The organism is Streptomyces sp. NPDC001292 (assembly GCF_042896465.1).
Taxonomy (GTDB): Bacteria; Actinomycetota; Actinomycetes; order Streptomycetales; family Streptomycetaceae; genus Streptomyces.
Window position 1 is genome coordinate 286,577 of record NZ_JBIAXG010000002.1, and the last position, 21,071, is coordinate 307,647.

The window sequence follows — 21,071 nt, forward strand, 5'->3', positions numbered from 1 at the left end:
AGTGAGCGTGTCGATGCTGCCGGGATTGGGATGTGGCCAGCCCTTGATGGCGTTGACAACGAGCCCGCCCCACGACGTCCTTGTTCGACCTTCATGGCTACGCCTCAGCGCAGCTCGCCAGGTATCGTGACGGTTGCCCTAACGGAGGTTGGTGGACAGGAGGACGACCAATCTCCGCTCGTCGAACTGGACCCACCAGACTTCGCCGCGTTGCACAAGTCCTCCAGACACAGGACGGCAGGCAGACGCTGGGCGACCCTGACGCGCTGTTGAGACGGGTGCGGCCACCGTTGATCATCGGTGTGTGAAGACTGAAGATCATGCGGTGGCCGCAGGTCACAGCGTAGACCCTGCCCGCTGGCAGGAGGAGTTCGAGGGCCTGATGAGCCAGATAGCGGGACGGTTCACGCGGGTCGAATCGCGGCGCCGGGCCCGGAAGTTGGTACTCGGCCTGCTGTCGGATCTGCCGCGCAAGAACTGCTGGACCATCGCGGAGTGGGCCGGGGACAGGACCCCGGACGGCATGCAGCACCTGCTCGGGCGGGCCAAGTGGGACGCCGACCAGGTCCGCGACGACGTGGGTGACTACGTGGTGGAGCATTTGCACGACGACGAGGCGGTGCTGGTGGTCGACGAGACCGGCGACGTGAAGAAGGGCACCGACACTGTCGGTGTCCAGCGCCAGTACACCGGCACCGCGGGCAGGATCGAGAACGCCCAGGTCGCTGTCTACCTGGTCTACGCAGGCCACCGCGGGCACGCCGCGGTAGACCGGGAACTGTACGTTCCGCGTTCCTGGACCTCCGACCCCGACCGCTGCCGGGCCGTCGGCCTTGGTGACAAGACGGAGTTCGCGACCAAGCCGGAGCTGGCCGCTCGCATGGTCACCCGATTCCTGGACGCCGGCCACCGGGCCGCATGGGTCGCGGGAGACGAAGTCTATGGCGGCAACCCGAGGCTGCGCACCGCGCTGGAGGAACGCGGCACCGGCTACGTCCTCGCGGTGGCCTGCTCACACGAAGTCACCACAGGAGCCGGGAAGTTCCGCGCGGACACACTGGCCAGGAAGGTACCCAGGAGGGCCTGGCAGAAGCTGTCCGCAGGGGTCGGAGCCAAGGGCCACCGCTTCTACGACTGGGCTGTCATCGACCTCACCGGCCCCCGGCCCGGGAGCCGGCAGTTGCTGATCCGCCGCAACCGCAGCACCGGCGAACTCGCGTACTACCGTTGCTACTCGCCGACCACAGTGCCGCTGGCCACCCTGGTGCGCGTCGCTGGATCAAGATGGCGGGTCGAGGAGTTCTTCCAGTCCGGCAAGGGCTTGGCGGCCTTGGACGAGCACCAGGTCCGCCGCTACCCGTCCTGGTCCCGCTGGGTCACCCTGGCCATGCTCGCGCACGCCTTCCTCGCCGTCGTCCGCGCGAACGAACACGACCGTCATCCCTCACCCGACGAGCTGATCCCGCTTACCTGCAACGAGATCCAACGACTGTTCATCACGCTCGTCATCCAACGCGTCTTTGACCCTGTCCACCGGCTTGGCTGGTCCGTCTGGCGACGCCGCCACCAGGCCCGATCCCAGACCAGCCACTACCGGCGACAAGCCGCTCAAGCATGAAGATCACGATCTACGGCTGGAGTACTAGGGCTCGTCGAGCACCTTGATATCGCGCCATACGTGCTCGTACTTCTCACGCGCCGCACGAACCCACGGTGGCGGAGCGCTCCATTCGACGGTCACCTCGCGCTCGCCCCAGGCGACCTGCACGATCCGGCGATCACCTGCAAAGTCGACCACGAGATCACGGCGAAGGAACAGCAGCTGTCCACGCCACGGATCCTCCGTACGGAATACCGCCGAGGCGCGGACGCCGTCGAAGTCGACTAGGTCCAGCGTGCCGGGGAGCTGACGAAGCCTGAATCGGGCGGCGAACTCGTAGGACGGCATGTCATAGGACCGATCGAGCGACGTTGGTGACTCCCCTTCACCAGTAGCGAGCTCTACGGCTACCTGGCCAACCCCGATGCCCTCCTCCAGCCAGTCGCGACGCAATGATGGGCGGGAGTCGGGATCGTCTTCGAAGCGGACATCGAACCGCGGACTCCACGGCGTCTCACCAGCAAATACCCCCCGGATCGTGGGGATTTCGGGGAAGAAGTGGTTTCCGGGATAGTCGAGGCCCTGAGCGAGCTCGAGCGCAGCGTCCGTATCCGTGGGCTCCAACAGGAACGTGCGGAAGAACCCGAACACTTTTCGTCCATCGCGCCGGTGTTCCAGAAAGCCCTCGATGAGCAGCCATTCTTCAGCGACCTCGTGGAGGCGCGCAGGCGACCGCAGTTCCGTCGGAACCTGCACTGTTCCAGTGCGGAGCCATTCCTCGTCGTTCGTCGGACTGGCTGGCGCCCACTCCGGGAGTGGGAAGGGCATAACCGGGGGTTCATCGGGAAACGTCGGGTCGACGTCCGGTGCGATGTTGCGCCCGCCGGCTCCCCACCACCCCGGGAGGCGTCCGGCGTCGGCCAGACGGCCGATCAGCTCGTAATAGGCGATCCAACCGTACTTCTTGCCGTAACGCTCCACCCTTGTGCGCCTGGATGAAGAGCGTCTCTCGGCGGCCTCCATAATGTCCCGATCGACGTCACCGAGCATCGCGCTACGCCACCCGAGCTCCCAGACGCGGGCCATGACCTCACCGCGGGCACGACGGAAATCAGTGTGGGCGAAGTCGTAGTTGCTCCTGCCCTCGATGGCGGATCCGATCACGTAGTTCTCGAAGTCCAAGCCGAAGGTTTTGTCGCACTCCTCGGCGTTCGGGTCGTCGTCCGCCATCACGGGTGCCGGAGGTACGACCCCGAACGTCAGCGCGAACGGGTCAACTCCCCCAGGAACAGCGCCGGGGTGGAGGGTCCCGGCGAGTTCATAGGTTGCCCGCACGTAGCTGCGCAGCAGGTCATGGGAGGTCGGCATGGTCCCGTTGTTGAGGAAGCGGTCACGCAGCTCGACGAGCCACTCCGTGAGCGCGTGCTCGAACGAACCACCCGGGTCAGGCATCTGGTGGGCGCTGGCGGCGCCGAACGCGACTCCGATGATGCGCTCGACAACGTACGGGTCGTCGACATCGACCATATGAGCAGAAAGATCGAAAAGTCGCTTCGGTTCCGGTCGGCCGTAGCGTTGTAGTGCCTTGGTCGCGAGATCGCGCACATCCCGGTTCGTGGACGTCAACAACCATGCCACCGCGAGCGCGTGCAGGTCGTCCGTCTCGGCGCGGTCCATGCTTCCGCTCCAGCGCTCGATCACCCGCTTCAGGTTCTTCAGGAGCAGGTCATCGGCGCGGTGGCGGATCCATTCGGACCACTTTCGGTCACGTTCCACGAGGGTCAGTGAACGGAGGATCCGGTCGAGGAAGCGGGCGTTCAGCTTGTGCGCGGAGGAAGCGCGGACCTCCCAGAGCCGGTCGAACGGATGCAGACGTCCGTACCCGCGAGGCCTGGGGACGTTCCAGTTCCCTGCGCCGATCAACGTCGCGAGTTCGTCGACGGTGCGGTCGTCGAGGAACTCGGATTCCGAGTCGAGTTCCTGAGCGAGCACCCACGACCGATGCCCTTCCGGGGCGAAACGCCAGAGGTGGTGCGCTGCGAACCGGCGGGGCACGAGCCCGACGAGGCTGATGGCGACGTCTTCACCAAGAGGATGGCCGTCCTCACCGACGAGGGACTCCCACAACGTCGCATCTGCGAGGCGGTCCTCCAACTCGGCATAGGTCAAACGCGCAAGGAGCGCGTCAGCGATGAGATATCCGCCAAGACGATCGAAGAGGAACGCCGTCTCGGTGTCGTCTCCACCGTCGGCCTCCTCTCGGAACAGAACCCCTTCCTCTTCGAGGCGCCGAAACAAGCTCTCGTCCCAGTTTGTCTCACCGGCATCGAGAATGGCCCTCGCATCATCGGACGGCAGGCGACGGACCCCGCGGGTCCACATCTCCCAGGCGAGTGCGGAGAGGCGCCGCTTGATCTGGTCGGCAGGCACCGTGGCGCGGGCGGGATCCTGGCCAAGTCGCTGAACGATGCCCTGGCGGTACAGCTCGAATACGCCAACCAGTGATGTCGGAAGTGCTTCGGCACCCACTGGCTCTCGGCGGTCGTGGTTTGCCGCTTCGCAGTACATGCGGACGAAGAGCGGGTTCTCAAACATCCCGGTCGGCAACCAGGCGCCGGCGGCATTGATCAGGTAGTGATCGAAGTAGGTGCGGACGATCTCGTTGACTTCGGCCTGGTACCACTCAAGCTCCGTGGTCATGGCAACGTCAGGGACGGCGTAAGTGGCGAGTGCCTCGCGGAGGGTGACGATCACCAGCACATTCGGGTAGTCACCAAGCGCCGGCGCCAGCTCATCGAGCAGGACGCGCCACTCCGAGGGCCTCTCGGCTTCGTTCAGGCCGTCGATCACCAGAGGGATTCGGGAGCCGGCGCGGGCACCGGCGGAGTTGAGAGCCTCAAGCAAGTCCTCGAAACGATCGATCTTCAGCCCAGGGATACGGCGGGCCAGGTCGTCGAGGCTTCCGCCGGCTCGCAGTCGTCCGCCCTGGATGAATACGCCGGCTGTTGGTCGGTCTGCCGGTGCTGTGAGTTGGGCGGCAAGGTGCGTCTTGCCCTGGCCAGCAGCGGCGACGACCGTGATCAAGGGGGCTTCGGCGTCGGCGTGCACATCCTTCAGCCAATGTACGACGTCACGGATTTCCGCCCCTAGGCCGGTCGCGGCCAGAGCAACGGGCAGGCGCTGCTTCCTCAGTTTGAGCACAAAGGCGCGGAGCTTGCGCGGGGATGTGGTCGGCGGTTGAAGATCGTCGGCCCTCTCACGGGCCTCGATCGGCCGAAGGTCACGTCCGGCATCGGCGATCGCCCGCAACTCCCCGACAAACCGTTCAAGATCAGCAATGATCTCTTCGGCTGCCGTACGTGTGGCGTCGTCATCGATGTCCGCGAGGGCGTCCTGCAGCGCACCACTGCGGCCGGCGATGAGGTCGGTGTGTTCAGCGAGCCAGTCGAACGACGTGGAGCGCAGGAGGGCACGGTCGATTCGGCGTTCCACATGGTTCGCCGTGTGCAGCGGAGGCACCCATCGGGCCTTGACCGGTGCCACAGAGCGCTCATGAGCTCGCGCGAGCGTGTCCGGGGACAGGACTAACTCTCCGAAGAAGGTGGAGCGGAGTTCGTCGTATCCGGAAAGCTCCGCGTCGAAGTTCTCGGCGGCCCACAGCTTCGTCGAGATGCCGTTGGCCGGGCCGAGGCCGTGGATCCACTCCTCATCCTTCTTGGCCGGACGTTGAGGCAGGCAGAGTACGAAGTCGGTCAGCCCGGCGACGTACTTGATGGCCTTTGCGACGGAGTCCTCGATCTGGCTGCGCTGTGCGCTGGTGAGCTCGTTGTCCTTGCCCAGGATGAACCATTTGCACGACCATCCCCACACCCGACCGGGGTCCCCGAGCACACCAGGGTGCTCGACGTGTAGATAGAACTCGACCCCTGGCTGATTCCGCCGTTCACGAAGAGTGCCCAGCCTGCCGTAGCGGCGGGACACGATCGCTCGCGTGAGCGCCTCGAAGTTCTTGTCGGCGGCGCCAGGCAGGCGCGCCAGATCAGTCAGCTCCACCGCTACCTCAACTGTCCCCGTCCGACCGCGGCGTCCCATCCTCGTTCCAGTGGTGCCGAGAGAACACCTCGACCCGCGCTCCGAGGTTGATGAGCACCTTCACAAACCCCTGAACCTCAGACTCCTCAGTCCAGACCCGTACCGTTGATCCTGTGCGCTGGACCGAATGATCGAGTGCATAGATGTCGACATCGGACCGCCCCATGTCGTAGAGCCTCAATTTACCCAGCTCGTCGGCGAGCGCTCGGGGCATGCGCTCATCTGCGCGTCGCCAGTCGTCGTCGGACCACTCCGCCTCGGCCAAGGTCTTGAGGGCCTCCATCCGCTCCATTGCCGCCTCGGCTCCGGAGACTGTCTCGAACGTGCCGACCAGGACCAGATCCATCGAGTGCTCCGAGCCGTAGCTGTGCCAGATCCTCATGCTGCCTCCCGCAGAGCTTGCATCGCATCCAGGATGGAGTCCTCGATCGGCGTTCCTGCCGATGCGTATGCGTGGGGACGTAGAACACCGGTCGCATCGACGTGCATGTGCGCGTCCAGAGGGTGTTCACCAGGAATGACCTCGACCGCCGGTACCAAGGATTCGAGCCCGGAGCGTGAGATCGCAAGCCGCACCTGGGGCCTGGCGGTTCGCATCCAGTGAACCAGGCGCTCCGCGTCGGCATCGGAGATACCGGGCGTGGCCGCGGTCGGCTGCTCCGGCAGGAGCAGGAGTTCAGACGCTCCGACGTCAGCTGCGAACGCCGAGAGGTCATCGAGCTCGCCGATCGTGTCGGCGTTCACGACCGCGTTGATACCGATCGGCGCGACCGAACGGAGGAGGCCGGCAGCGGAGATCACTGCCGCAAACGGTCGCCTCCGAAGCCGCTCGTATGTAGGTCCGACCCCGTCGACGGAGAGGCGTGCAAAGTGGACGGAGCCTCGCAAGGCGTCGGCAACTGCCGGGGTGAGGCGATGTCCGTGCGTCGTGAATGTCACGGCCATCGAGGTTGACTCCGCGACCCGCGCACAGAGTTGGACGAACTTGCGGTGCGCGGTGGGCTCTCCGCCTCCAAACCCGACTCCGAGGCATCCAGCGGCGTCGAGTTCGGCCGCCCAGGCAACCACACGGTCCACGTCGAGCGAGCTGGCGTGCTTAGGCGCGTAGCAGTAGGCACAACGGAGTTCGCAAGCGTTCGTCAAGGCAACCGACAGGTAGCGGGGAGCACGGGAGACCCGCTCCGCTGGCACCTTCACCTCGTCGAGCAGGACGTTGACCCCGGAAAGCCGATCGAAAAGGTGCACGCCAGCTTTGGACATACGAACCTTGTACCTCACCAGCAGCATGATGCCAGTACCTCAGGGGTCTGCTGCACGATCGGGTGACATCCGAACCTGCATCAGACCCCACAGGGCGCTGCAGAGGGAATCAGTGCGGAAGATGAGTTCGCCAAGCCCTCTCGGCAACTACCACCCGCCTGCCTGCTTCGGACATCTGGATAGGGTCGCGATACCCGAGCTGGAGAGGTAGCCGCATGGACCACGAGATCGTGATCGCGCAGACGACCAGTGACGACGAAGAACAGGCGAAGGCACTCGCCCGAGGCGCTGTCGAGAGCAAGCTGGCGGCGGGCGTTCACATCGATGCGCCCATCACGGCCTTCTACTGGTGGAAGGGGAAGGTCGAAGCAGCTCAGGAGTGGCGAATCTCGTACATGACGTCGTCGGACCGCCTCCCAGCGCTGGAAGCGTGGGTACACGAGAGGCACCCGTATGACGTCCCCCAGTGGGTCACGCTGCCTGTGACCGGAGGGTCGGAGGCATACCTGGCCTGGGTGGTCGACGAGACGCACCCGCAGTAGGACACGCCGCCCAGCGCCCCGCCCTTGGCGAGCGTGCACGGTGCGACGGTTCACGAGGACGCGAACGTCAGCAGGTGGCTGGCCAGGTCATGCTCCGTGTCAGGGAGCTCGGCAGCGATGGCCTGCGCACGCTGACGTCCCATGGTGTTGGGCTTGGACTCCGCTGCCGCTGCGAACTGGTGCGCGACGTAGGCCCCGCGGTCCACGTCGCCGCCGCGAAGAAGTGCCGACGCCAGGTCCCCGAGGACGACCACTCCGGAGTCGGGCAGTTCCCCACCGAGGCGTTCGACCGCGGAGTCGGCTGTGGCCGTCAGCTCCTGACGCTTGAGTTCGCCGTACACCGAGAGCGTCAAGGAGTCCATCCGGTACGGCGTCACGAAACGGACCCACGCCTGCTCACTCGTGTGGTCGGCGAAGTCGTAAGCGAACTTCGCCTGTTCCAGGGCCCGGAGAGCGCCGGCGTCATCCCCTGACTGAGCGGCTTCCTCCGCGTACCGGCCAAGGGCCCACGCTGCAGCGGTTGCGTTGCCGCGCCCGCGCACGTCCTGAGCTGCCTGTGACAGCATCTCCAGCGCCTTCGTAGGGTTGGGGACGCCGTAGCTCGCGTAGCCCAGCGCCAGGGCGCGCAGAGGGGGGTGCCCGGCCTTCTTCGCGCACTCCGAGGTCACTCCGTAATAGGCGGCGGCCTTGTCGTGCTCCCCAAGATCCCAGGCAACCCACCCGGCAAGAGCTGCGGTTTCTCCCGCCGCGATGGTCAGCGCTCGCTCATGGGTGCCGGCGCGGGGAAGAGCTGCGGTGATCGCGTCCAGGTGCGACTCGACCCGAGCCTGCAGACTACGTGCGCTTTCGCTCAGCTCGTCCACGTGCAGCCGGGCCGCGTGATCAATGAGAACGCCCGCCGAGTCAGGGTCGATCTTGGAGCCCCTGCTGAGTGCATGGGCGAGCCGGCCCCACGGCTCAGCAGCCGTGGCCGCGCCGACGACGGCGCCTCCCAGTAACGTTCGGCGCTTCACGTCGTCCAGGTCCTCCCCTTCAGCCTTGTTTCTCTCTCGCCGCCTGGCGCGGGCGGCCTTCGCCTCGCGCAGCAGCGGCTCCAGCGGGACGCCGCAGGCCAAAGCGATGTTCCCCAGTGTGTGGTCCGTGGGGACGTTGGCGCCCTTTTCGTACCGACCGACCTCTCGGCGGGTCATCGTTGCCCGGCCGGAAGCGGCGTTGATCGCATGTGCCTGCTCGTCCTGCGTTCGCTCCGCGTTCAGCCGCAGGTGACGGAGCAGCTCGGCAAACGGATCCACTGCCATGAGTCTGACCTCTATCGGTGGGAGAAATCCAATCCTCTCCCCAACTCCCCTCTGATTTTCCCCCCTTGACAAAGATTTCCCCCCTCCGGTTTCCCCTGTTCCGGATCACGAAGCCACGGTGCGATGGGCACATGACCACGCACCGGACAGCAACGCCACCCCGACCGAGGGGTGATGGCGGCGGCACCAGCGTCGCCGGCACCGCACCCGCTGAGTGTCCGCTGACCTCTCGCGTCTTCGAGATGGTCATGGAACCGGCGGGTGTACACGTCTCTCAGGCGCGACGAACCACGGTCACCGTGCTGAGGCAGTGGTCGTTGCCGGACGCTCTGGCAGAAGACGCCCGACTCGTCGTCTCGGAGTTGGTGTCCAACGCGATCACCCACGGCTCTGGGGATGTCCGCCTGCGACTGCGGCACGACAACCACGAGCTTCGGATCTGGGTCACCGACGACAGCACCGTGCCGGCCAGGCGACGACGCGCTGGTGCCAGTGATCTCGGTGGTCGAGGGCTGCACCTCGTCGCCCGTTTGTCGCTTCGGTGGGGCGTGGCGGACAGCGGCCGAACTACCTACGCGGTCATCCCCACTCTTACGGAGGCACCCCCATGTCGCCGCACGATGCGATCAAGCTCGGACCCGACGTGTTGAGCCCCGTGGTTGCCCTCGGCCGAGGTCGAGAGACGCAGACGGCCGGTGCCTCGCCGGTTGCCAGCAAGGACCGTCCGAGGCGGTCCCGCACCCCACACCCCGCGAAGCGCCAGTCCCGGGCTGGTCAACTCCGCAGGATCCGCCAGCATTTCTACCGAGAGGTCGTCGACACGCGGGATCTCAGGAAGGGCGACCAGCCGCTGCGCTTGCTGGCGTACAGCTTGGTACCGAGTCCGGGGGCCCGACCCGACGAGGACTGGGGCACGCTACAGGCCGAGGCCGAGCAGCACGGTTACGCGATCGGCGCTCGGCTCCACGATGTGGCCGTCCCGGTGCCCACGACGTACATCCCCGCCTCCCGTGCGAGCCGGAACGTCTACACGCCTCCCTGGCAGCGCCCTGGCTGGCGGGAAGCCGAGCGGCAGCTCCGAGACGGCTTGGCGGAGGGCGTGATCGTCCTCGACCGGCACAACATCAGCTCCGATGACGACGAGTACCACGCCGTGATCACGCACCTGGGCGAGCAGTGCCGGGCGTTTGTCCACCTCGTGATCTCCGAGGAGCCCAGCGCGCCAACTTGAAGGCGTCCACTGCGCTGGATGGACAAGAAGGGCTGGGACTGGAGGCAGATCAGCGCCCAGATCCTCCTCATCACCACCGTGAGCGCCGCGCTCGCCATCACCTTCGAATACACCTGACCGGGGGCTGACCATGACTTTCGAGGGACACACCGATCGGGCGCCGCGCCTCCTGCCGCACCGCGAGCAGGGCGAAGCGCTCCTCGCCATCCAGGAGGCCACCCCGAAGGCGCCCAGCGAAGTGGGACTCGACCTCTTCGCCGTGCCCGCCGGCGAGGTGCAGGGGGTGGCTTCGACCTCTCTCGCTTCCACCGGCTCTCCCGCCTGCCGGCCCCAGCGAACGGGGCGGTCTCGTCTCCGACTGACGGACCGCCGGACGCAGCCTGACTTCCCTCAAGCGAGCGAGGTGGCGAACGCCGCTGCTCCTCAGCCGTCGCCCACGCGCCTCGCCAGAGGAGCGCGGTCGCCCTGCACCACCCCCATCCATCCGTGAGCAAAGGTTGCAGATGAACCGTCCCTTTCTCGCTCTGGCCACCACCATCGCCTTCGCGTCCGCGGTACACACCGCCCAGCGACACCTGCAGCACCGTCAGTTTCTGGAGCTGGCGGTGCACCAGGCACACGGCCGCATGCTCGAAGTCGCGACGACACACCCGGACTTGGATCCGATATGGGTGCGCAACCATCCCGATCACGTCAAGGACGATGAATCGGGTCCTCTTCTGATGTGTCAGTGGTGGCTCGAGTTCTGGCGCACCGGTCTCAACCTCGGTGTGTTCACGCCTGCCGTGCTGCGGCAGAACGCGAAGAACTTCATGCAGGACCCGACGGCCCTCAAGGCGTGGGCGCTGTCCCGCCACGGCCGTGCTCTGCAGTGCCGAGGCCGGCGCGACCGCATGCACGTGGCGTTGCTCAACGCGGCCTTCGAGGAGGCCGGCGGCCCGGACCAGTACCCCGAGTGCGAACTCGAACCGGCTTCGGCCCTCTGAGGCGCGACGGCCACCCCCGACGAGAAGGACGATCATGACCGTTCCCGCTCCCGAATCGCCACCAGCCCCGCCCGCGCCGAGCGACCACACGTCGCATGCTCTTCTCCTTGACCTCGACGGCGTCCTGCTCGACACCCGTCCGGTGATGCGGATGGCGTGGCGGAAGGTCCAAGAGCTGCACGGCATCACCCTTCCGTTCCACGACTACGAGCGCCACCTGGGCCGAGAGTTCGGCGACATCATGCAGCGACTGGGCGTGACCGACGCCGAGACGGTCCGCCGGACGTACGAAGCGGAATCCGTCGCCGCCGCGCACCTCGCGCAGGAGTTCACCGGCATCGTCGAGATGCTCCACGCCTTCGTGGCCGCCGACTGGCGGCTTGGTGTGGTGACCTCGAAGCACGTCGACCGTGCGGCTCCTCTCCTCGCGCGCCTCGGGTGCCCCTTCGCGACCATCCGTACGCCCGCGGGGGCGGGCCGGACGAAACCCGCCCCGGATCCGCTCCTCCTGGCCCTGGTCGATCTGGAAGTCGATCCCGCTGCGGCCGTCTACGTGGGGGACATGGCGGTCGACCAGGAGTCGGCCGCACGCGCCGGGGTCGCCTATATCCACGCTGGATGGGGATACGGGCAGCCCACGGTTCCCGCACCTGAGACGGCCGCTTCGCCCAGGGAACTGCTGCGCCTTCTCCGCCCCGCCAAGCAGCTCGTCGAGGGGAGCAAGGTGTGAGTCCCCGCACGACTGGTGGTCTGGGCCTGGTCCGCTCCGCCTTCGCCGGGAAGCCGACATGGGCTCTCGTCGGAAGCGGCGCTCTGGCGCACGCGAGAGCCGACCACGTCCACACCGCGGAACTGGAAGCCACGGCCGTCGACCGGCAGGAACTGGGCGCCTGCGTTGAGGACGCCATGGATGCCCTCGACAACTACGGAGCCTCGCTGGCCTCCACTCCGGGCGGAGCCGGCTGGCTCCACGTCCAACACGTTCCTGTGCGGCGCTTCGTCGCCGAGATCGTGCGCAAGCTCCTGGCCCTGAACGCATGGGCACCGTTCGCCTCGGCGCCGGGGCCCTTGGTCCTAGCCCCGTACGAGGGACTCGTGGGACTGCGTTCGAGCAGCTCGCGTGAGTACCTGGCCTACACCGTGACCTGGTCCGGCATCGCGTACCTGCTCGGTGCTGCGGCACCGCACAACCCGACCCGCTCCGCTCAGCTACGCAACCGCGCCCGGACAGGTACGGCGAACACGGAGCCGAGTCCACTTCCCTCGAACCTCGGACAACAGGACGTTCTGGCGCTGTCCTGGACCTCCCGCCACGCTGCCACGCTGATGCCGGTTCTCAGCGAACTGGCGCGCGACGGGCAGAAGAGTCTCCTGCTCGATCTCGCCACCGATCCCGCAGAGCGGTGCACCGCGGGATCGGTCAAGGGCATCGAACTGCGCTCGGCGCCGAGCGACCTCTTCACCCTCTCCGGCACCGCCGAGGGCCTACACCTGCCCGACGACGAGCACGCCGTCAACATAAAAGGCCACGGTCTTCAACTCGCCCGACTAGTAAGGCTCTTGTCCGTGCTACTCGAGACCAGCGGGGGCTGCACACAACCGTCGTGGCGGACCCTGGTGCGGGCGGAGAGCTGGCTCGACGACATGCTGTCGACAACCCGGCCGCACACCGTCCTCCTGAGCAACGACACCAGCCCCCTCGGCGTGCTGGCCGCGCACGCCGCCGAGCGACACGGCGCGAACTCGGTTCACGTCCAGCACGGGGCGTGGACGGCGGAATCGGCCGCCTGGCCGGCCCTGCACAGCCGCGACATCATCGTCATGGGCGACCGGGACCTCGCTCTGGGCCGAGCGTGGGTGCGTCACCCCGACGCCGAGGTGTACGTACTCGGACAGCCCCGCTTCGACGTACTCGCCGGTCTGGGCCGCGAGGAACAGCGGAGGTACCTGGAGAAGCTGCTGGCTCCGAGTGGCCGCCGCGCTCCCGCCCGGATAGCGGTGTGGGCCTGCCAGCCGTTCAGCCCCGATCACCTCAGGTCCCACGCGGACCTCCTCCTGGACGGACTCGGCAAGGCGGACGGCGAATGGGGTCTCGTCATCGCTCCACACCCGGCCCAGGGAGCCGACGCCTACGCCTCTCTGGTGAAGCGGGACGGCGGGCCGCTCGTTGCCGTGGCCGATCCCCGGGTCGGTGCACGAGGCTGCCTCGCCGGCGCTGACGCCCTGGCGAGCGCGTACTCGACGTGCGGCATCGAAGCCGCACTGCTCGGCGTCCCGGTCCTCGAAATCGGCCCGCCGGGCGAACGCACGCTGGACATGGCCGCTCACGGTCTCGCGACCCGGTGCCACGACGCCGGTGGCGTCGTCGAAGCGCTTTCCGCACTGCGCGAGGCGCGTACGCCGATCCCGCAGACGGCCCTGGACGCGGTGTGCCGGTGGCGCGGCGACAGCGCGGCTCGGATCGCTCGCCTCATCACCGACCGCGCCGCGTCCGCCACAGGGCCCGGCAATTCCATCCACCAAGATGCGGGCGCCTCTGCGTCGCCCCAGGACGAAGGAGCATCCGTCCGATGACACACCTCACCGCCGACAGCATGGCCGAACTGTTCTCCGGCGCCGTCACGCTGGCCAAGTCCGGCGAGAGGGTCAGCCCCCGGGGCATGGCCACCCGCGAAGTCCGTGACGTGCACCTGCTGCTCACCCAGCCGCGCGCCCGCCTGCTCCACGCACCGCCGGCCCGAATCGTGAACCCGGCCTTCGCGGTCGCCGAGACGGTCTGGCACCTGTCCGGATCCGATGCCTCGTGGATCTTCGAATACAACGACCGGCTGCGGCAGTTCGCCGACGACGGCGTCCTCCTGGGGGCGTACGGACCCAGGATGCGGAACTGGGCCGGCAAGGTGGACCAACTGGCCCGCGTCGTGGAGATCCTCCAGGCGGATCCCGATTCCCGGCGAGCCCTGATCCAGCTCTACGACCCGGCCCAGGACGCCGCCGGGCACAAGGACGTGCCCTGCACCCTCGGTTTCCGGTTCCACCTGCGTGCCGGCCGCCTGCACATGGCGACCATGATGCGCGGCCAGGACGTGTGGATCGGGATGCCGTACGACGTGTTCTTCTACACCGTGCTGCACGAGCTGGTCGCCGGGTGGCTCGACGCGGAACTGGGCGAGTTCCACCTGCACATCGGCTCGCTGCACATCTACGACGAACACGTGGAGCAGGCCGACGCGCTGACCTCGCTCTCGGCGGGCCCGATCATGCCCGACCTGCGAACGCCCTGGACGGGCTTCGCCGGCCTGCTCGACCAGGTCGAGGCCCACGACGTGACCGGCCACCCCGGCTGGGACGCGATGGCCGAGACGTTGCGCAGTTACCGGCTGTGGAAGGACGGCAAGCACGAGCAGGCATGGCGGGCGGCCGACACGATCGACGGACCCCTCGGCCAGGCCCTCACCGCCTGGTACGGAGAGCTGAAACGGCGCTCGGCCGAGCGCGCCGCGACGGCCGGGGCGAGGTGACCGCCGCCATGAAGCGCACACCTTCCGTCGTCCTCGGCCTGTGCTCGTACACCCACGACTCGTCGGCCGCCCTTCTCGTGGACGGTGAACTCGTCGGCTTCGTCGAGGAGGAGCGCCTCTCCGAGCAGAAGCACACCAAGCTCTACCCGGCCCGCGCCGTGGGATGGCTCCTCGACCGGGCCAAGCTGAGCGCCGCCGACGTGGACGCCGTCGCCTACAACTTCCAGCCGGCCCGCTACCTCGCCGAGTCGCCCGCCGCCCTGCGCATGGCGCTCTCGTCGACGACACGCGACCGGAGCCTGGCCCGTGCCCACGGGTTCGCCAAGGTGGCCGTGCGCACCCGGCGGCGGCTGCATGTCCTCGGTAGCCAGTTCCCCTCTGCCCACGTCACGCCGGTCCTGCACCACCGCGCCCATCAGCTCACCGCCTTCGCCGCCTCCGGCTGGGAGGAAGCCGCCGTGCTCGTGGTCGACAGCCTCGGCGAACGGCAGACCACCACCATCGCCCACGGTCACGGCACTCATCGCCCCCGCGCCCGAACACGGGAAGCGATCAACGACCCGGCCTCCCTGGGGTACGTGTACGGCGCTGTCACCGAGCATCTGGGCTGGCGGCGGGGCGACGAGGAAGGCACCGTCATGGCGCTGGCCGCCCTCGGCGACCCCGCCCGCTTCCGCCACCTGTTTGCGAGGGCCGTTCGCACGACGGCTACGGGCTTCCACATCGACCCCGGCTACTTCCCGACGCGCACCCTCACGTCGGGATACCCGAGGACATCGCGGCGGTTCGTCGCCGAGACCTGCCCCGAGCGGCACACGAGCGAGCCGCTCACGGACGTCCACCGAGATCTGGCGGCTGCCCTCCAGGAGCGGACCGAGCAGGTGATGGTGCACCTCGCCCGCCGCGCCCGTGTGCTCACCGGCTCCCGGCGCCTGTGCGTGGGAGGCGGTGTCGCCACGAACTGCGTGAGCATCGGGAAGATCATCGAGTCCGGCATCTTCGACGAGGTGTTCGTGCCGCCGGCACCAGGTGACGCCGGAACCGCGATCGGTGCCGCCCTCGCCGTGCACGTCGATCGGCGCAGCCCTCGCCCGGTCGCAGGCATCGCCCGCACCTGCTACCTCGGCCCCTCCTACGAGGACCAGCCCCTCGACCTCACCCCCTGGCCCGGCCTCCGCCAGAAGACCCTGGGCATCGAGACCGCCGAGTTCCTCGCCGACCAGCTGGCCCACGGCACGATCGCCGGACTGTTCCAGGGCGCCGTCGAAGCCGGGCCACGCGCCCTGGGCAACCGCTCGATCCTCGCCTCCCCGCTGGAGCCCGGCGTCGTGGAGCGCCTGAACGCCACCGTGAAGTTCCGCGAACCGTTCCGGCCCTTCGCCCCCATGGTCCCGGCCGAGCGCGCTGACGAGTTCTTCACGCTCGACCAGCCGGCGCCGTACATGTCCATGGCCTCCGGGGTGACGGACAAGACGCGCGAGCGCGTGCCGGCCATCGTGCACGCCAACGGCACCTCCCGCCTGCAGACCGTCACCCGGTCGCAGAACCCGTTCATGCACGCCGTCCTGAGCGCCTTCGGCCGCCGCACCGGGGTGCCCGTGCTCATCAACACCTCCCTCAACGTCAAGGGCAAGCCGATCTGCGGGACACCCGAGATGGCACTGGACTGCCTGGCCAACTCCGGGCTCGATGCCCTGCTCCTCGAAGGGCGGTGGATCACCAAGTGAAGATCGGATACAGCTTCTGGGGCTTCCTCGGCAACGGCGTCACCGACACCCCGGACGGGGGCCGCAGCCATCGCCGCCCCTTCGTCGACGCCCTACTCGCCCGCGGTCACGACATCGTCTTCCTTCAGGCCGACCGCGACCGCCTCGAAGCCGGCGACGACCTCGGCGACGCGTACACCTTCGACGACGGCACCCCCGCCATCGACGTCCTGTTCCTGGAATGGCGCTGGGCGATCCCCGGCCGCAACACCACGCTCTGCGGGACCGAGGGGCACACCTGCGACCTCCACCGGCAGGCCCAGCTCATCAACCACTACACGGTCCGGCACCGTACGCCCACCGTGATCTGGGACAAGGACCGCACCCTGCGGGCCGAGAGCGTGTGGCGACGTACGGCCCACACCCTCGTCTGCGAGGCTGCCCTCGCGCCGACCCACGGCGCGCGCTCCCTCCTCTTCCCCGTGGCCGAGGACCTCGTCGCCCAGGCCGACCCCGTGGCCCTCGCGGCACAGCGGCGGGACCTCGTGCTCGGCTACGTGGGCAACCGGTACGACCGGGACGAGTCCTTCGAGCGCTTCTTAGCCCCGGCCGCCGCCCACGTCGATCACCTGGTCGCCGGGAAATGGACGAAGACCGACCGCTGGCCGCACGTCCGCTTCGTGGGCCGGATCCCGTTCGAGGCCGCCGCCGGCGTCTACGGACGGTCCCTGGCCACGGTGCTCATGCTGCCCGAGCGGTACTCCGCTGTCGGGCAGATGACCCAGCGCATCTTCGAGGCCGTGCTCGCCGGATGCCTGCCGCTGGCCCCGGCGGACATCCGCTTCGCCGACCGGTTCGTCCCCCAGGAGCTGGTCGTGCGCTCCGGCCGAGACGTGCTCGAACGCCTCTCCTACCTGCGCGAGATCGCCGGCACCCAGCAGCACGCCGACCTGATCGCCGCGTGTGTGGACCGCCTGAGCCTGTTCGGCCTGAACAAGCAGGTCGACACCCTGGAATCCGTCCTGCACGGGCTCGTCGGGACCAACGCGACCGAGCGGGGAGCTGCCTGATGCAGACCGCTCGATTGGCCAAGAGACCTGGATCATCCCATCGTGTCCCGGGGGATGGGCCCGCCGGACACCCGAACCTCTCTACGCTGGAGCACCATGAAGAAGGTCGCCGTCGTCGGCTGCGGAGGCAGCGGCAAATCCCACGTGGCCCGCGAGCTGGGCACGATCCTCGACGCCCCGGTGACGCACCTGGACGCCGCGTTCTACGACGACGAGTGGAACGCGTTGCCCATGGACAAGTTCACCGACGTGCAGCGCGAGCTGGTCGCGCAGCCGCGGTGGGTGATCGACGGCAACTACAACTCGACGCTGCAGGTCCGGCTGGAAGCCTGCGACACGGTGGTCCTGATGGACGTGTCGACCGTGGCGGCGCTGTACGGGGTCTTCTCCCGGCAGATCCGGCACGGGGCTGGGCACAAGGGCAACGGGGTGCACAACCGCATCCACTGGGGCGTGATCAAGTACGTCGCCACGTACCGGCGCAGGATGCGGCCCCGCGTGATGGCGAAGATCGAGGAGTTCGGCTCCGGCGCCGATGTGGTGCTGCTGGCCAACCGGCGCCAGACGCGCCGCTGGCTGCGGAAGGTGGCCGCCGAGCAGTCCTGAACGGCCCGCGCCCCCGGACAGGGGGTGCGGCATGAACGAGCCCAACCCGTTCCTGGACCCCGCCAGGCTGCAGGAGCTGTACGGGCATGCCTCGCGGCTGGCCGGGCGGACCAGCGCCCTGATGCGTGCGAAGACCGCAGGCCGCCCCGTGCCCGAGACGATCGTCAGCCTGGTGCAGACCCACCACGGGCAGCCGGACCGGCTCGGCGTGGTGCTCGACATCGGCTGCGGTCGCGGCACGAGCAGCCTCGTCATCGCCGAGCAGCTCCGGCCGCAGTGCGTCGTCGGCCTGGACGCCGCGCCTTCCCTGCTCGCTCAGGCCCGCGAACGCGCCAAGGAGCTGCCCGACAGCAGGGTGGACTTCGTCGAAGGCGACTTCCACGACCTCCCACTGCCCACCGGGTCGAGCGATGTCGTCGTCGCCGCGTTCTGCCTCTACCACTCGCCGCACCCCAGGAACGTCATCGCCCAGATCGCCAGGGTCCTCGCCCCTGGGGGCCTGGCCGTGCTCGTCACCAAGGGCCTCGACAGCTACCAGGAGATGGACCAGCTGGTCGCCTCCGCTGGCCTCGATCCGCGTGCGGACCAGCACGACAGCCTTTACACCGCAGCCCACAGCGGCAACCTCGCCGACCTGGCCGCCTCTTCACTCGACGTGATCGCCGTCCTGGATGAGGAGCACGTCTTCACCTTCGACGGCAACGACCACATGGCGCAGTACCTGGCCACCAACCCCAAGTACGATCTCGCGCCCGGCCTGTACGGCAACCCCGGGGCCTTGGCCGCGACCCTGCACGAGTTCCTTCCCGACCAACCGCTGACCACCCGGTCCCGCATCACCTTCGTCGTCGCCCAGCCGAGCGAAGGACGGCCGGCATGAACCTCACGCCGTTCACCAAGCGCTACGCCACACCAGAGCGCGCGGCGGGGGCTGTGCGCCACCACCGGTGGATCAACGCTCACGCAAAGCCGCTGCGGCAGCCGGCGCTCCACACCGTCGGACCGGACACTCTGACGTTCGAACGGATCGAGGGCCGCTCCGTACGCCCCGAGGACCTCCCGCGCGTGGCGGAACTGCTGGGCCACGCCCACGGTGCCGCCTGGGCCAGCGACCTGCGGTCCGCGTCGCTGGACACCCCGCACCACTTCCAGGACGGCACGACGTTCGACGACTACCTCGGCCCCCGGAAGTTCGCCCTACGGCGACGCCACGAGCAGGGCTACCTGCCGAACAAAGCGGCCCTGCACGCGATGCTCGGCCTGCTGGAAGCGACCGCCCAGGGACCGTGGACCTTCTACAAGGACAGCAACCCGCGGAACTTCATCGTCACCAGCACGCAGGACATCGTCGCCGTCGACACCGACGACCTGTCCCTCGCCCCGATGGGCTACGACCTCGCCAAGCTCATCGCGACGCTCCACCTGACCTACGGACCGCTTACGGACCAAGCCGTCACCACTGCGCTGCTCGCGTACAACGCGGCAGCCCGACGCCACGACGTCCGGCTGGGCACGACGGACCGAGGCCAGCTCGACAGCTTCCTGGGCCTGCACGCCGTGCTCACCGCCCCGTACGTCGGCCGTAACGGCTACCGCTACAGCTTGCCCCTCCGTTTCCGCCACCGAGGAGCCTCGTGATCACCACCGAACTCGTCTTCGTACGGCACGGCCAGGCCCAGTGCAACGCCGACGGCCTCGTCGGGGGCCCACGCACCTGCACCGGCCTGACCAACCTCGGGTACGCCCAGGCCGAACAGGCCGCTCGCCGCCTGGCCACCGAACACCTGAAGAAGCCCTTCGACGTGGTCTACACCGGGCCGCGGATCCGTCTGGTCCAGACCGGCGAGATCATCGCCCAGACGCTCCAGATCCCCGTGCGCCACGACGATCGTCTTGACGGCCCGGTCCACGGCGATGCCGACGGCAAGCCCTGGGACGCGGTGAAGACGGCCGCCGACGGAGGACCGCACGCGCATCCCGACACGCCCTGGGCCGCAGGCTCCGACACCTGGAACGGGTTCCTGAAGCGCGCCAGCAGGAACCTGAGCCAGCTCATCGAGGAGAACCACGGCAAGCGCATCATCTTCGCGGCCCACGGGGAGACGGTGATCACCGCACACACCCTGCTGTTCGGCATCCCGATCGGCTCGCCGGCGGGCTTCACCCACAACCACGCCTCCATCACCCGTTGGCAGCACCACCGCAACCGCCTGGGCCAGACCCGCTGGATGCTCGACCGGCACAACGACACCGAACACCTCAGTCTCCTCACGCCGGAGCCGACCCCGTGATCGCGACATCGGACGACCCCCGGATCCGACTGGCGCACCACTTCCTTGGCGCAGTCGAGATCGCACCTGATCCCGCGCTTCCGCCCCGGGTCGTGCGTCTGGTGGCCGGCGACGGGCGTCACTTCATCGCCAAGCAGCACGCGGAGCGGGACCGGTACGCCGGGGAACTCCGCGCCTACGGAGCGTGGGGCACCCACCTGACCGGCCATGCGCCGAAGCTGGTCGGCCGTGACGACGAAACCCTCACCCTGCTGCTCACCGCGCTCAGCGGCGATCGGGCGGACACCGTGGCCCCAGGCTCACCCGAGGAGGAACTGGCCCATCACGAGGCCGGCCACGTCCTCGGCAAGCTCCACCGGGCCACCTCCATGCCCCAGGGGGGCGCCGTCGGCGCAGCGCTCGCCGAGCGCTTCCAGAGCTGGATCGACCGGGCCGTCCACACCGACCTGATCGACACGGCCGAGGAGAACCTGCTGAAGCACCACGCGGCAATCCTGGGAAACAGCCGCATGGACAGCGCGGTCTGCCATCTCGACTACCAGCCGCGCAACTGGCTGATAGGCGACACCTTCGGTATCTGCGACTTCGAGCACATGCGACACGACGCCCGCGTCCGCGACTTCGCCCGGCTCGAATTCCGACGTTGGCAAGCCGCACCCCACCTCCGCACCGCCTTCTTCGACGGCTACGGGCGTCCACCGAACGACACCGAACGACGCCTCCTGGAGTCCTTCGGCGCCATCGAGGCGGCCACGGCCCTGGTCAAGGGTCACCAGGAGAACGACCCCGCCCTCAGCGAGCACGGCAGAACCGTCCTGTCCCGGCTCACCTGACCTCCCCCTTCGACGAAACCTCTCTGGAGATCCCC

At 68.1% G+C, this 21,071-nt stretch carries 19 protein-coding genes; 15 read left to right on the forward strand and 4 right to left on the reverse strand.

The window, feature by feature from the left end; genetic code table 11:
• The first annotated feature begins 382 nt into the window (after positions 1 to 382).
• Positions 383 to 1,618 carry an IS701 family transposase gene (locus tag ACFY4A_RS04110; protein WP_390729985.1) on the forward strand — a complete coding sequence of 412 codons (1,236 nt, stop codon included), beginning with the start codon at positions 383 to 385 and terminating at the stop codon, positions 1,616 to 1,618.
• Between the two features lie 24 nt (positions 1,619 to 1,642).
• On the opposite strand, the gene ACFY4A_RS04115 is transcribed toward ACFY4A_RS04110, so the two are convergent.
• The 3 genes from ACFY4A_RS04115 to ACFY4A_RS04125 are packed head-to-tail and all read right to left on the reverse strand — an operon-like array spanning position 1,643 to position 6,979.
• On the reverse strand, positions 1,643 to 5,653 hold the full coding sequence (locus tag ACFY4A_RS04115; protein ID WP_390827815.1) for an NACHT domain-containing protein: 4,011 nt from the start codon (positions 5,651 to 5,653) through the stop codon (positions 1,643 to 1,645).
• Between the two features lie 7 nt (positions 5,654 to 5,660).
• Positions 5,661 to 6,074 (reverse strand): DUF6375 family protein, encoded by a 414-nt coding sequence (locus ACFY4A_RS04120; protein WP_390727920.1) that lies wholly within the window; start codon positions 6,072 to 6,074, stop codon positions 5,661 to 5,663.
• Positions 6,071 to 6,979 (reverse strand): radical SAM protein, encoded by a 909-nt coding sequence (locus ACFY4A_RS04125; RefSeq protein ID WP_390727919.1) that lies wholly within the window; start codon positions 6,977 to 6,979, stop codon positions 6,071 to 6,073. The genes ACFY4A_RS04120 and ACFY4A_RS04125 overlap by 4 nt, the downstream gene beginning before the upstream one ends.
• Before the next feature lie 188 nt (positions 6,980 to 7,167).
• Between ACFY4A_RS04125 and cutA the strand changes: the two genes are divergently transcribed.
• The gene (gene cutA, locus ACFY4A_RS04130; RefSeq protein ID WP_390727918.1) at positions 7,168 to 7,494 is read left to right on the forward strand and encodes a divalent-cation tolerance protein CutA; all 327 of its coding nucleotides are present in this window, start codon (positions 7,168 to 7,170) and stop codon (positions 7,492 to 7,494) included.
• A 50-nt stretch (positions 7,495 to 7,544) separates the two neighbouring features.
• Here cutA and ACFY4A_RS04135 read toward each other — a convergent pair whose 3' ends face one another.
• Positions 7,545 to 8,792 (reverse strand): helix-turn-helix domain-containing protein, encoded by a 1,248-nt coding sequence (locus ACFY4A_RS04135; RefSeq protein ID WP_390727917.1) that lies wholly within the window; start codon positions 8,790 to 8,792, stop codon positions 7,545 to 7,547.
• 248 nt (positions 8,793 to 9,040) lie between these two features.
• On the opposite strand from ACFY4A_RS04135, the gene ACFY4A_RS04140 reads away from it, so the two are divergent.
• From ACFY4A_RS04140 to ACFY4A_RS04200, 13 genes are all read left to right on the forward strand, one after another.
• Complete coding sequence (locus tag ACFY4A_RS04140) at positions 9,041 to 9,442, forward strand: ATP-binding protein (protein WP_390827949.1); 402 nt, start codon at positions 9,041 to 9,043, stop codon at positions 9,440 to 9,442.
• Positions 9,400 to 10,023 (forward strand): hypothetical protein, encoded by a 624-nt coding sequence (locus ACFY4A_RS04145; protein ID WP_390827816.1) that lies wholly within the window; start codon positions 9,400 to 9,402, stop codon positions 10,021 to 10,023. The genes ACFY4A_RS04140 and ACFY4A_RS04145 overlap by 43 nt, the downstream gene beginning before the upstream one ends.
• A 503-nt stretch (positions 10,024 to 10,526) precedes the next feature.
• Positions 10,527 to 11,009, forward strand: coding sequence for a DUF6082 family protein (locus ACFY4A_RS04150; RefSeq protein ID WP_390727914.1), 483 nt, complete (start codon positions 10,527 to 10,529; stop codon positions 11,007 to 11,009).
• A gap of 34 nt (positions 11,010 to 11,043) precedes the next feature.
• Complete coding sequence (locus ACFY4A_RS04155; protein WP_390727913.1) at positions 11,044 to 11,739, forward strand: HAD family hydrolase; 696 nt, start codon at positions 11,044 to 11,046, stop codon at positions 11,737 to 11,739.
• Positions 11,736 to 13,583, forward strand: a complete 1,848-nt coding sequence (locus tag ACFY4A_RS04160; RefSeq protein ID WP_390827817.1) for a hypothetical protein — start codon at positions 11,736 to 11,738, stop codon at positions 13,581 to 13,583. The genes ACFY4A_RS04155 and ACFY4A_RS04160 overlap by 4 nt, the downstream gene beginning before the upstream one ends.
• Positions 13,580 to 14,530, forward strand: coding sequence for a thymidylate synthase (locus ACFY4A_RS04165; RefSeq protein ID WP_390827818.1), 951 nt, complete (start codon positions 13,580 to 13,582; stop codon positions 14,528 to 14,530). Before ACFY4A_RS04160 ends, ACFY4A_RS04165 begins: the two co-directional genes overlap by 4 nt.
• An 8-nt stretch (positions 14,531 to 14,538) precedes the next feature.
• Complete coding sequence (locus ACFY4A_RS04170) at positions 14,539 to 16,257, forward strand: carbamoyltransferase (RefSeq protein WP_390827819.1); 1,719 nt, start codon at positions 14,539 to 14,541, stop codon at positions 16,255 to 16,257.
• Positions 16,254 to 17,306: a hypothetical protein gene (locus ACFY4A_RS04175; protein WP_390827820.1), complete on the forward strand. Its 1,053-nt coding sequence runs from the start codon at positions 16,254 to 16,256 to the stop codon at positions 17,304 to 17,306. The genes ACFY4A_RS04170 and ACFY4A_RS04175 overlap by 4 nt, the downstream gene beginning before the upstream one ends.
• 96 nt (positions 17,307 to 17,402) lie before the next feature.
• Positions 17,403 to 17,912, forward strand: a complete 510-nt coding sequence (locus ACFY4A_RS04180; protein WP_390827821.1) for a topology modulation protein — start codon at positions 17,403 to 17,405, stop codon at positions 17,910 to 17,912.
• A 31-nt stretch (positions 17,913 to 17,943) separates the two neighbouring features.
• Positions 17,944 to 18,792, forward strand: coding sequence for a class I SAM-dependent methyltransferase (locus ACFY4A_RS04185; protein WP_390827822.1), 849 nt, complete (start codon positions 17,944 to 17,946; stop codon positions 18,790 to 18,792).
• Positions 18,789 to 19,550, forward strand: a complete 762-nt coding sequence (locus ACFY4A_RS04190) for a phosphotransferase (protein WP_390827823.1) — start codon at positions 18,789 to 18,791, stop codon at positions 19,548 to 19,550. The genes ACFY4A_RS04185 and ACFY4A_RS04190 overlap by 4 nt, the downstream gene beginning before the upstream one ends.
• Positions 19,547 to 20,203, forward strand: coding sequence for a histidine phosphatase family protein (locus ACFY4A_RS04195; protein ID WP_390827824.1), 657 nt, complete (start codon positions 19,547 to 19,549; stop codon positions 20,201 to 20,203). The genes ACFY4A_RS04190 and ACFY4A_RS04195 overlap by 4 nt, the downstream gene beginning before the upstream one ends.
• Positions 20,200 to 21,036 (forward strand): aminoglycoside phosphotransferase, encoded by an 837-nt coding sequence (locus tag ACFY4A_RS04200; RefSeq protein WP_390827825.1) that lies wholly within the window; start codon positions 20,200 to 20,202, stop codon positions 21,034 to 21,036. The genes ACFY4A_RS04195 and ACFY4A_RS04200 overlap by 4 nt, the downstream gene beginning before the upstream one ends.
• Positions 21,037 to 21,071 lie beyond the last annotated feature (35 nt).

Coding starts and splice junctions, on each gene's coding strand:
- ACFY4A_RS04135 (WP_390727917.1), bottom strand. CDS start 8,792: ATGGCAGTGGATCCGTTTGCCGAGCTGCTCCGTCACCTGCGGCTGAAC.
- ACFY4A_RS04120 (WP_390727920.1), bottom strand. CDS start 6,074: ATGAGGATCTGGCACAGCTACGGCTCGGAGCACTCGATGGATCTGGTC.
- ACFY4A_RS04170 (WP_390827819.1), top strand. CDS start 14,539: ATGAAGCGCACACCTTCCGTCGTCCTCGGCCTGTGCTCGTACACCCAC.
- ACFY4A_RS04155 (WP_390727913.1), top strand. CDS start 11,044: ATGACCGTTCCCGCTCCCGAATCGCCACCAGCCCCGCCCGCGCCGAGC.
- ACFY4A_RS04110 (WP_390729985.1), top strand. CDS start 383: ATGAGCCAGATAGCGGGACGGTTCACGCGGGTCGAATCGCGGCGCCGG.
- ACFY4A_RS04140 (WP_390827949.1), top strand. CDS start 9,041: ATGGAACCGGCGGGTGTACACGTCTCTCAGGCGCGACGAACCACGGTC.
- ACFY4A_RS04185 (WP_390827822.1), top strand. CDS start 17,944: ATGAACGAGCCCAACCCGTTCCTGGACCCCGCCAGGCTGCAGGAGCTG.
- ACFY4A_RS04180 (WP_390827821.1), top strand. CDS start 17,403: ATGAAGAAGGTCGCCGTCGTCGGCTGCGGAGGCAGCGGCAAATCCCAC.
- ACFY4A_RS04125 (WP_390727919.1), bottom strand. CDS start 6,979: ATGCTGCTGGTGAGGTACAAGGTTCGTATGTCCAAAGCTGGCGTGCAC.
- ACFY4A_RS04150 (WP_390727914.1), top strand. CDS start 10,527: ATGAACCGTCCCTTTCTCGCTCTGGCCACCACCATCGCCTTCGCGTCC.
- ACFY4A_RS04165 (WP_390827818.1), top strand. CDS start 13,580: ATGACACACCTCACCGCCGACAGCATGGCCGAACTGTTCTCCGGCGCC.
- cutA (WP_390727918.1), top strand. CDS start 7,168: ATGGACCACGAGATCGTGATCGCGCAGACGACCAGTGACGACGAAGAA.
- ACFY4A_RS04145 (WP_390827816.1), top strand. CDS start 9,400: ATGTCGCCGCACGATGCGATCAAGCTCGGACCCGACGTGTTGAGCCCC.
- ACFY4A_RS04190 (WP_390827823.1), top strand. CDS start 18,789: ATGAACCTCACGCCGTTCACCAAGCGCTACGCCACACCAGAGCGCGCG.